Source organism: Ruegeria sp. CH6 (genome assembly GCF_056537005.1).
Window position 1 is genome coordinate 296,279 of the sequence record NZ_JBQFQS010000004.1, and the last position, 10,582, is coordinate 306,860.

General features: G+C 56.4%; 9 protein-coding genes and 1 pseudogene. 5 read left to right on the forward strand and 5 right to left on the reverse strand.

Features of this window, described 5'->3' with window-relative positions; genetic code table 11:
• Position 1: 1 nt before the first annotated feature.
• The 3 genes from ACR0CW_RS12210 to iolC are packed head-to-tail and all read right to left on the reverse strand — an operon-like array spanning position 2 to position 2,670.
• Positions 2-841 (reverse strand): class II fructose-bisphosphate aldolase, encoded by an 840-nt coding sequence (locus tag ACR0CW_RS12210; protein WP_480787995.1) that lies wholly within the window; start codon positions 839-841, stop codon positions 2-4.
• Positions 838-1,674 (reverse strand): 5-deoxy-glucuronate isomerase, encoded by an 837-nt coding sequence (locus ACR0CW_RS12215; protein ID WP_480787996.1) that lies wholly within the window; start codon positions 1,672-1,674, stop codon positions 838-840. Before ACR0CW_RS12215 ends, ACR0CW_RS12210 begins: the two co-directional genes overlap by 4 nt.
• A 9-nt stretch (positions 1,675-1,683) precedes the next feature.
• Positions 1,684-2,670: a 5-dehydro-2-deoxygluconokinase gene (gene iolC / locus ACR0CW_RS12220; RefSeq protein WP_480787997.1), complete on the reverse strand. Its 987-nt coding sequence runs from the start codon at positions 2,668-2,670 to the stop codon at positions 1,684-1,686.
• Positions 2,671-2,782: 112 nt separating this feature from the next.
• On the opposite strand from iolC, the gene ACR0CW_RS12225 reads away from it, so the two are divergent.
• Together ACR0CW_RS12225 and ACR0CW_RS12230 are read left to right on the forward strand one after the other, a co-directional pair.
• Complete coding sequence (locus ACR0CW_RS12225) at positions 2,783-3,886, forward strand: Gfo/Idh/MocA family protein (RefSeq protein WP_155148583.1); 1,104 nt, start codon at positions 2,783-2,785, stop codon at positions 3,884-3,886.
• A gap of 41 nt (positions 3,887-3,927) precedes the next feature.
• Complete coding sequence (locus ACR0CW_RS12230) at positions 3,928-5,061, forward strand: Gfo/Idh/MocA family protein (RefSeq protein ID WP_480787998.1); 1,134 nt, start codon at positions 3,928-3,930, stop codon at positions 5,059-5,061.
• Here the strand turns inward: ACR0CW_RS12230 and ACR0CW_RS12235 are convergent, their stop codons facing one another.
• Both ACR0CW_RS12235 and ACR0CW_RS12240 read right to left on the reverse strand, forming a co-directional pair.
• Positions 5,062-6,060: a LacI family DNA-binding transcriptional regulator gene (locus ACR0CW_RS12235; protein ID WP_480787999.1), complete on the reverse strand. Its 999-nt coding sequence runs from the start codon at positions 6,058-6,060 to the stop codon at positions 5,062-5,064.
• Positions 6,061-6,441: 381 nt separating this feature from the next.
• Positions 6,442-7,485: a LacI family DNA-binding transcriptional regulator gene (locus ACR0CW_RS12240; RefSeq protein ID WP_480788000.1), complete on the reverse strand. Its 1,044-nt coding sequence runs from the start codon at positions 7,483-7,485 to the stop codon at positions 6,442-6,444.
• Between the two features lie 115 nt (positions 7,486-7,600).
• Here ACR0CW_RS12240 and ACR0CW_RS12245 point away from each other — a divergent pair, with 115 nt between their 5' ends.
• From ACR0CW_RS12245 to ACR0CW_RS12255, 3 genes and pseudogenes are all read left to right on the forward strand, one after another.
• Complete coding sequence (locus ACR0CW_RS12245; protein WP_480788001.1) at positions 7,601-9,112, forward strand: tripartite tricarboxylate transporter permease; 1,512 nt, start codon at positions 7,601-7,603, stop codon at positions 9,110-9,112.
• Positions 9,109-9,564, forward strand: a pseudogene (locus ACR0CW_RS12250) (tripartite tricarboxylate transporter TctB family protein). Before ACR0CW_RS12245 ends, ACR0CW_RS12250 begins: the two are co-directional and overlap by 4 nt.
• Before the next feature lie 42 nt (positions 9,565-9,606).
• Positions 9,607-10,566, forward strand: a complete 960-nt coding sequence (locus ACR0CW_RS12255) for a tripartite tricarboxylate transporter substrate binding protein (RefSeq protein ID WP_480788002.1) — start codon at positions 9,607-9,609, stop codon at positions 10,564-10,566.
• Positions 10,567-10,582: the final 16 nt, after the last annotated feature.

The following is a 10,582-nucleotide window of genomic DNA, read 5'->3' on the forward strand; positions in this document are numbered from 1 at the left end:
CCTACCTTTGGGGTGGCGCTCCGAAGGCACGGATCACAGTGCGGGCGGTGGCCTCGACCGGATCAATAGTCTCTTTCAGGATCGTCACTCGATCAAAGCGATCGGGATCGCGATTCACCGCTTCGCGCAATGCTGCACCGAATGCCATGCGCAACTCAGTCCCGATATTGAACTTACAGATCGAGGTCTCGCGGGCCAATCGGCTGCGTTGTTCCACCGGCACGCCAGATCCGCCATGAATGACCAGAGGTACGTCGGTCACAGCATCGATCTGTGTGATGCGTGCCTCGTCCAGCCCGCCTTCCTTGTTTTCCTGCAGATGAACATTGCCGACCGAGATGGCCATCGCATCCACACCGCTTTCGCGCGCGAACTTAGCCGCCTCGTCAGGATCGGTACCGTTGGACCCTTCTCCGCCGGAATAGCCGACAAAGCCAATCTCGCCCTCACAGGAAATACCTGCTGCATGTGCCATTTCCGCGATGGCTGCGGTTTCATCGATGTTCTGTTGCAGCGGTTTTCTGGAGCCGTCGAACATCAGCGACGTGAACCCGCTGTCGAGCGCGATTTTGCAGTCTTCGAACGTGTAGCCATGATCCAGATGCGCTACGATCGGGACGGATGCGTTTTCGGCCAGATGCCGGAACATTTTGCCTAAAATCGGCAACGGAGTATGCTCGCGGCAGCTGGGTCCCGCTTGCAGGATCACGGGTGCGTTTTCGGCTTCAGCAGCGGCCACATAGGCGCGCATGTCTTCCCAACCCAAAGTCACAAGACCACCAACGGCGTAGCCCTGTTCATAAGCCGGTTTCAGAACGTCAGAGAGTGTGACAAGGGTCATTTGAACTTTGCAATCATGTCTTTGATGCCAGGGATCGTTTCGATCTGATAGGCATGGGTGGGCTGGAAATACTGTACCAGTGAACGCTGGCTCAGGCCGCCGAGAATAGTGAAATAGTACATCTCGTACCCCGGCAGAACGCAGCAAGGGTGATAGCCTTTGTCGATGCAGATCGTTGAGCCGTCGACGATATGATAGGCATCCCCAGGCTCATTGTCTTCACGCTGCAACATCTGCAGGCCCGACCCCCAGTTGGGTTTGAAGCGGAAGTTGTACGTCTCATCATGACGGGTTTCATCCGGCAGGCGGTTGGTGTCGTGCTTATGGCTGGGAAAACCGGACCAGCCGCCCTGACCAACTGTGAACAACTCACTGACCAGCAGCCGGCCGACCTTGTCGTGCTGTTTCTGACCGAGGATGTGCTTGATCTTGCGATGGGTCTTGGTGTCGTCGCTGCCGTATTGAACAAGGTCATGTTCGCGCACATCAAAGGGTTCCAACACCTTGTCGTACCTGGCACCCGCGATGAAGACTTCGGTTTCATCCGACACGCAGACCAGCTGCACCTTAGCGCCTACAGGGACGTAAACGCCCTCGGGCTCACCATCCCAGACGTCTTCTCCCCGGTTTCCAAGCTTGGGGTACTGAAGGCCCTCGATTTCAACATCGACACTGCCGGTTGCAGGAACGATGCAGGTCTCATAGCCCGGCACCTGATATTCGAAAGCTTCGCCTTTTTTCAGTTTGACGATGTTGAAGTAGTTCAGCGGAACCGTTGGGTCATCCGCATCGACGATTGGTTTGTTCTGATTGTCATATGGCGCGATATGCATGATTGTCTCCTATGGGGCCGCTGTGGGGCCCGGGTGGGACGCAAGAAATTCGTTCAGCTCTGGGGTTGTCGGCATGGCCGGGGCGCAGCCAGGTTGTGACACAACGATTGAGGCACAGGCAGATCCACGCATGACCGCGTCCCGCAATGAATGCCCAGCGGCGATTGAGGCCAACAGACCTGCCATGAAACTGTCGCCTGCCCCGTTGGGTTTCACGGCGGTGACGGGGTAGATCCCAGTGTGGATTTCCTCACCATCGACCAGTGTGATGGCACCTTTTTCACCCATCTTGTAGATGACGATACGTCCAGGTTTCTGGGCCAGTTCCTTGGCCTTTTCAAATCCTCTTTCAATGCCGCCGGCCATGAACCCAAACTCTTCGTCATTTCCGACGATCAGATCGCTTGCTTCACCGGCGCGCGACAGGACATCTGCGGCAACCTCGGGCGAGGGCCAACTGTAGGGTCGGTAATCGATGTCAAAGATAACTGGCAGTCCGGCCTTGCGGGCATTGTCGATCGCCCGAAATGTGGCGCTACGCGAAGGTTCGGCCGCAAAGACCGTTCCGGCCGAGATTAGCGCGGTAAACTTGCCGTAGTCGACCTGGTCCATGTCTTCTTCGGTGACCTGAAAATCAACCGCGCCATTGCGGTAGATTACATTCTGAAAATCCTCCAGCGTGCTTTCATAAACCGCAAGCGACATACGATATTCGCCGCCAACAACGCGAATATATGACGTATCCACACCGTAGTGATTCAGGCGATTCATGCAGAACCGACCGATGGCGTCATCTGCAATCGACGTGATCAGCGATGACTGACTGCCAAGCTTGACCAGCCCTGCACAGATATTCGCGGACGAACCCCCGAGATCGGCCCGAAATGTATCAGCGTCTTCGCTTTTGACGCCAATGGGGTCAGCAAACAGGTCCATGCCTGCGCGTCCCAAAACAGCGAACCGGTTTCCTTTGATACCATCTATCAAAGCGCTCAAGTCATGTCCTCCGGCAAAAAGGGGTCAGCAAAGTTTGGACCTTGCGTTGAATCGATTCACACGATACTGATTTTGCAACCGGTTGCAAATAATATGTTCGGAGCCGTGATAGATGCCTGAAATCGGAATTGGAATCGTAGGTGGCGGCTATATGGGCAAGGCCCATTCGGTTGCCATGTCGGCTGTAGGGGCCGTGTTCAACACTGTGCTGCGACCGCGGCTTGAGATGATATGTGCCTCAAGCGCGGAAAGCGCGGAACGATACCGTCAGGCTTACGGATTTCATCGCGCGACCGAGGATTGGCGGGTGCTGGTCAACGATCCCGCGGTTGAGGCCATTGTAATTGCCTCACCTCAATCGACCCACCGTCAAATTGCCGAAGCCGCCGTTGCGCTTGGTAAGCCGGTTTTGTGCGAAAAACCCCTGGGCGCGTCCCTTGATGATGGCCGGGCCATGGTTTTGGCCGCCGAAGCGGCTGGCGTGACCAATATGGTTGGTTTCAACTACGTTCGGACGCCCGCGACCCAATATGCACGTCAGCTCATTACGGATGGTGAACTGGGGGACATCACCTGGTTTCGAGGCGAGCACACCGAAGATTTCTATGCTGATCCGCAGGCCCCGGCCACGTGGCGAACCACAGGAATGGCGAACGGAACGATGGGCGACCTTGCCCCACATATGGTCAATGGTGCGCTGGCACTGATCGGGCCCATTGCTGCGGTCATGGCCGAAGTTGAAACCGTTCATCATACGCGCCCCGGCGGGGATGTGACCAATGACGACCACGCTCAGATCATGTGCCGCTTCGAAAACGGCGCGATGGGCAACATCTATGTAAGTCGTATCTCGACTGGCCGAAAGATGGGTTATGCCTATGAGATTTCGGGCACAAAAGGCGCCATTCGGTTTGATCAGGAAGACCAGAATGCCCTCTGGTACTATCGCCACGACGGGCCAGAGGCGACGCGAGGTTTCACCAAGATCCTGACCGGACCGGCACACCCGGATTACGAACCCTTCTGTCAGGGGCCCGGGCACGGAACGGGATACCAGGACCAGATCATCATTGAGGCGAAGGACTTCCTTGAGGCCATTCACACCGGAAAGGCAATCTGGCCAACATTCCGGGATGGGCACGAAGTCAATCGGGTTCTGGCGGCAGCTCTGGCCTCGTCCGAGCAGCGCCAATGGCAGGAAATTGGCGATTTTTAGACGCTGAAACACAACGAGACTTCTGAAGAGAGACACGAACCATGGCAAAGCTGAAATGGGGCATGATCGGTGGTGGCGAAGGCAGCCAAATCGGGCCCGCACACCGTCTGGGCGCATTGGCTGACGGGATGTTCGAATTTACCGCTGGCGCATTGGATCACCGCCCTGACGTTGGTCGCGAATATGCCCAACGATTGGGTGTCGCCGCCGATCGCGCCTATAGTGACTGGCGCGAGATGTTGGCAGGGGAAAAGGATCGCGCAGACCGGATTGATCTGGTGACTATCGCGACACCGAACTCGACCCACTTTGAGATCGCGAAAGCCTTCCTCGAAGCCGGGTTCAATGTGTTGTGCGAAAAGCCGATGACCATGACAGTGGAAGAGGGGGAAGAGATCGTCCGCGTGGCCGAAGCGTCCGGCAAGATCTGCGCGGTGAACTATTGCTATTCCGCCTATCCCATGGTGCGGCAGGCCCGTGCAATGGTCCGGGCGGGCGACATCGGCAAGGTGCGTCTGGTCGTGACCAACTTCAGCCACGGGCATCATGGGGATGCCACTGACGCAGATAATCCGCGTGTTCGTTGGCGCTATGATCCTGCGATGGCGGGCGTATCGGGTCAGTTCGCCGATTGCGGTATTCATGCACTGCACATGGCTAGTTTCATTTGCGATGACGAGGTGAAAAACCTGTCCGCCGATCTGGCCTCCACCATCTCGAGTCGCGAGCTTGAAGATGACGCGATGATCAATTTCCGGATGGAGGGCGGAACTGTCGGACGCCTTTGGACCTCATCCGTTGCCATTGGACGACAGCATGGGTTCGACATTCAGGTGTTTGGCGAAACAGGTGGGTTGCGTTGGGCATCGGAACAACCCAACCAGTTGATTTACACACCTGTTGGAGGCCGGACCCAGATCATCGAAAAAGGCGAAGGCGGATTGCATGACGAGGTTCAGCGCCTTTCACGCGTCGCGATCGCGCATCCCGAAGGGTTTCCGCTGGCCGTTGCGAACATCTATTGCGATCTGGCCGATGCGATTCAGGGTGAGCAGCGCGACGGATTGCCAAATGCATCAGACGGTGTTCGGTCTATCGCAGCGGTCCACGCAGCAGTGGCCTCTGGCCGGGAGGACGGCGCCTGGAAAGATGCGCGCCCACCGATGTTTCGCTGATCAGGGGCGGGGCCGTAATGTACCCCGCTCAATCACCCGGCACGGGAAAATTCGAGCCTCGGGATAGCGCTGGGGCTCTTTCAGCATTTCCTCAACCAGATCGACAGACGACGTGATGATCTGTTTGATCGGTTGGTGGATTGTGGTCAGATCGACGCTTTCCCAGCGCGACATTTCCATGTCATTCAGGCCGATGATCCCGATGTCCTTGCCGGGATTCAACCCGTGATCTGACAATGCCGACAGCGCTCCGATCGACAGGATATCGTCACCGCAGAAATACGCCTCGGCAGGTGAGCCCTCCAGCAATCGCAGCATCTCGGCTCGTCCGGCTTCAAACGAATACGCCCCTGCAAAACAATGCGTTACGTCAATATCCGGGTGGTTGTTGAGTTCTTCCATGAACCCACGATGCCGGTCCAGCGCCGAGGTTGCATCTTTGGGACCACCCAAATATCCAACGCGCTGATACCCCCTTGCCAAAAGCTCTCGTGCCGCCATGCGACCGCATTCGACGTTATCGATCCCGACGACATGGACCTCAGGCGAGATGGCGGAACGGCCGAAAGTATGAACCACGGGCACGCCTGCATCATGAAAGGCTTTGGCAAAGCTGGGCGGCAGGGTTGAGGACGCGACAATCGCTGCATCAACCGAATACTGCCTCAGCATTCGGACCGAATTTGCCGGCTCAGTCTCATCAGTCAGGTTCACGATCAAAGGGCGCAGGCCGCGTTCCTGCAGCGCACGGGTGAATTGATCAAAGACCTCAAGGAAAATCGGGTTGTGAAAGTTGTTCGAGATAAGTCCGATCAACTTGGTTCGACCGGTTGTCAGGGATGAAGCCAGCGCATTCGGACTGTAGCCCAGTGCCTGTGCTGCTTTTTCAACCTTGCTGCGGGTTTTTGCAGAAACGGATGCGCCTTCGGTAAAGGTGCGTGAGACGGCTGATCGGGACACGCCTGCAAGCGCTGCGACCTCTTTCAGGGTTACACTCATCGCTGGCGGTTCCGGCCACGGATTTCTGGGGTATTCACCGGGATATTCATAGCGGGTCCACTATGCACTATTGCAAGAAACTTGCAATCGGTTGCAAAGACCGCGCTGATAATCCTGCTGTTTCAGTGTCTGCGCTGCAATGCATATCGTTTCGCGGTCTGGTCGCAACTGTCCTGCTAACTTTGCCGGCGCCCCATAGACTGACCTGAATTTTAGTTTCGCTGAAGATCACCAGACACACGACAGACAGCACTAGTTCAAGGTTATCACGGGAGCCCACTGGGGATTAACATGATGACAAAGAACAATATGAAAGGCAGCAGCGCTTATCTTGACCCAAACTCAATCTGGCAATTCTCTAGAGTTAGACCAAGGGCATCATCAACTCTCGAAGCGTTCAAGTGAAGCCGAACTGGTTGTGTCTCGGACAATGCATTCCAGATCGCAACAAATTCTGAACGGCTCCGGTGTATCTGATGTGATGTAGCTGGTGAATTTTTCACCTGCCAACGTCCCAATCGTCTCCGCAGGTATCCGGATTGTCGTCAGACCGGGTTCAATATCCGCCGACCCTTTGAAATCCCCGATACCGATGATCGAAATGTCCTGAGGGATGTTCAGGCCAAGCTTATGTGCTGCATAAAGCGCGCCCTGAGCGATGACGTCATTGCCACAGAGCAGCGCAGTTGGAAGCGGAGGGTCAGCCAGCAACTCCAGTGCTGCCTGCTTTGCCTGCGACACGCTGTAAGGCGCTTCGGATTTACGGTTGTCCGGGATCGTGATCCGGTGACTGCCGAGATAGTCAACAACTGCAGTGAGACGATGACGCGCGCGGTCATTTCCTTGAGTGTCAGGGAAAATCAAACCAACATCCCGATGACCAAGGGAAATCAGGTGCTCTGCTGCCTGACGCCCCGCAAGATGATTGTCAGCCCCAACGCAAGGTAGTTCTGAATCTTCAGCATAATTCCAGATCGCCAGCGCAGGGATTTTCTGCTGATCGATCAGGCGTCGGGTTGCTTCGGAATGCTCCAGCCCGACCAACGCCACGCCATCCACGCGATGTTCCAGAAACTTGCGGACCATCGCGTATTCCCGATCGAGGTCATAGCCATGTGATGCCAGCAAGAGGCTGAATCCGGCCCGGTCGATTGAATCCGAGAATGCCTGAATGACTTCGGCAAAAATGGCATGGTTGATCGTTGGCACGACAAGGCCAATTGTCCCGGACCGTTTGCCATGCATCGTTTGGGCCGCGCGGTTGCGGATATAGCCCAGTCTTTGCACTGCCCTGTTGATCTTTTTCCGAGTCGCCGGACTCACCAGATCAGGGTGATTGAAGGTGCGGGAAACTGTGGACGGGGATACCTTTGCAGCCTTTGCTACAGCAACAATATCAACCTTACCTTTTTGATAATCAGGCATAAATCCCTCCTTCACGGTCGAATTTATGAAAACATTTGCAATACTATTTTCATTCCCTAACCTGATTTGTCAACAAACAGAAAAGTGCACGATCTGACGGGTTGGGAGGCCCTGGATGGAATTCATTTACTACTTCGGAGATGTGTTCACGCCGCTGTCGTTCCTGCTGCTTCTGGGCGGCACGATCGGTGGGCTGATCCTTGGAGCGACCCCGGGCCTGTCACCGACAATGGCCGTCGCCTTGCTGATCCCGTTCACCTTTCAGCTCGAGGCTGCTCAGGGTCTGATCTTGTTGGGCGCTGCCTATACCTCAACCGTTGCCGGTGGGGCTGTTAGTGCCATTCTGCTGAAGATCCCCGGCGCCCCGGCCAATATCGCCACCACTCTGGACGGCCACACCATGGCCAAACAAGGTCAGGGTGCCCGGGCACTGCAACTGTCGTTTCTGGCCTCGGCTGTTGGTGGCATCTTTGGTGTGCTGTTATTGATCTTCCTCACACCGGTTCTGGCCCAATGGGCGCTGGCATTTGGTCCGTCGCACCTGTTCTGGCTTGCCATACTCGGCGTCACGGTGATCGGCACGCTGGATTCTGCGTCGGTGGTCAAGGGCTTGCTGTCGGGCTGTATCGGGTTGTGGCTGGCCGCCATCGGTTTCGACGACATCATGGGGGCGCAGCGGTTCATTTTTCACCCAGCTTTGGGAGGTGGTATTAACATCATCGCTGCGCTGATCGGTCTGTTTGCGATCCCTCAGGTTCTGACCATGTTCGCAAAGGGCCGCCACAACACCGGGGCCGAGGTCATCGAGGTACAGCGCCACTCGATAACGGCCGCGTTCAGAGAATTATTCAGCCGCACCCGCGCGCTGAGCATCGGCACGCTGACCGGATCAATCATTGGCCTTATCCCGGGCGTCGGCGGGCAGATTGCGGGCCTTGTTGCCTATGACCAGACCAAGAAGTTTTCATCCGAGAAGGACAAGTTCGGCACCGGCCATTCCGAGGGTGTGATTGCTGCGGAATCCGCCAATAACGCCATGGTCGGCCCGTCGCTGGTCCCGCTGCTTACGCTGTCGATTCCTGGCAGCCCGACCGCCGCCGTTTTGCTTGGCGGGTTGCTGATCCACGGGATCTTCCCGGGCTCGGACCTGTTCGACAATCACCCGGATGTGGCCTGGACCTTCATCAACTCAATGCTGATCGGGCAGGTGCTGATGTGTATCTTCGGCCTTTATGTTGCCGGGCTGGCTGCGCGGGTCGCGCAGGTCCCGCAATCAGTGATGGCGGCCATCGTTCTGGCTCTGTCAGTTTTCGGGGCCTACTCGGTTCAGGGCTCGATGGGGGACGTCTATGTCATGGCCTGCCTCGGCATCGGAATGTTCTTTTTGGAACGGTTCGGATTTTCTGCTGCACCGCTGGTGCTGGGCTTGATCCTTGGGCCGATTGCTGAAGCCAACTTCATTCAAGGTGGGATGATCGCTGACGCGACCGTCGGCAAGGCCTCATACTTCCTGACCGGGGGCTTGAACCTGTTCCTGATCGCGGTGGTTCTGGCCTCGATTATGTACTCGGTTTGGATGGAACTGCGCAGCCGCCGTTACACCACCAAAGAGGAGGCGCAGGCATGAACCGAACACAACATATCTTTGGTTCGGGCCTGGTCTTTGCCGTTGGGCTATGGGTCACATGGGTCAGCTATACCCAGCAACCAGCTTAAGCATTCCTGTTCCCCCGTCTGATCGCAACTGTCTTTGTGGTTCTGGCCGGGTGGACGTTTGGCAAGGCGATCATGGGTTTGTCCAAAGTCGGTAGCGGTGTGACACGCACAATGTTCATCAACATGCTGCCGGGGCTGGTCATCACCCTGATCTACGTGTTTTGGGCCGCAAAGACGCTGGGTTTCTACACCGCAACAACCATCGCCTTCTTCATCCTGCTGTCGATCTACGACCCCGCACCGCATTCCGAGGTCAAAAGCTGGTTCAAACGCGGGATCATCACGGCGGTCTTCGTGGCGGTGATGTACGGGCTCTTTGCCATGCTTCTGAACGTCTACACACCAAGGGAAATTCTGTTCTGACCGCGCCTGCGCGGGTGAACCAAATCAGGGAGGAAACGTAAAATGAAACGACTGATTGCAGGGGCAGCAATAGCCCTTATGAGTCTGACAGGAGCCACTTTGGCCGAGGAATACCCTGAACGACCGTTGATGATGATGGTCAGCTACGGGGCCGGTGGAGCGACAGACTTTCAGGCAAGGATCGTCACCATGACCGCCGGAAACGAGGATGCTTTGGGAATGCCCATCGCCATCATCAACAAGCCTGGCGCAGGCGGGCGTGTGGGCTGGAACTGGTTTGCCACTCAGGCTGACCCCGACGGATACACTCTGGCCGCTTATAATGTACCGCATTTCATCGCGCAGTCGATCAAAGGTGGTGTCGAATACTCGACTGACAGCTTTGAGCCCATCGCCAATTGGGGCGCAGACCCGGCCGTGTTTGTCGTGGGCGCGGACAGCCCATTCAATTCGATGGAAGATGTTGTTGCCTATGCCAAAGAAAATCCCGGCAAGCTGACCGTATCTGGCGCAGGTCTTTTCGTGGGCCACCACATCGCTGCGTTGCAGATCGACAAGGCCGCCGGAACCACGATGGCTTACATCCCAACCAAGGGTGGCGGTGCAGCGGCCATGAAAGCCGTGATCGCTGGTGAAGTTATGGGCGGAATCAACAACTTGTCCGACGCCTTCCGCGCACAAGAGGCAGGCAATGTAAAAATCCTTGGTGTTGCTGATCTGGAGCGGAACGCATTCCTGCCGGATGTGCCGACCATGATGGAACAGGGTCTGGACGTGGACAATTCGTCGGTCAATTTCCGGGGTGTGATGGTGCCCAAAGGAACACCTCCCGAGGTGATCGAGAAACTCTCAGTGACCGTGCCCGAGATGTTTGCCAATTCCCGCGTCGCCAAGAAGATGGAGGCGGGCGGTTCACCCATGCACATCATGACACGTGACGAAGTGATCGAGATGTGGGCGCAGCGCCAGCAAACCCTGAATGAATTGCTGGCCGGTCTCTGAAAGGCCGAAATCGGGG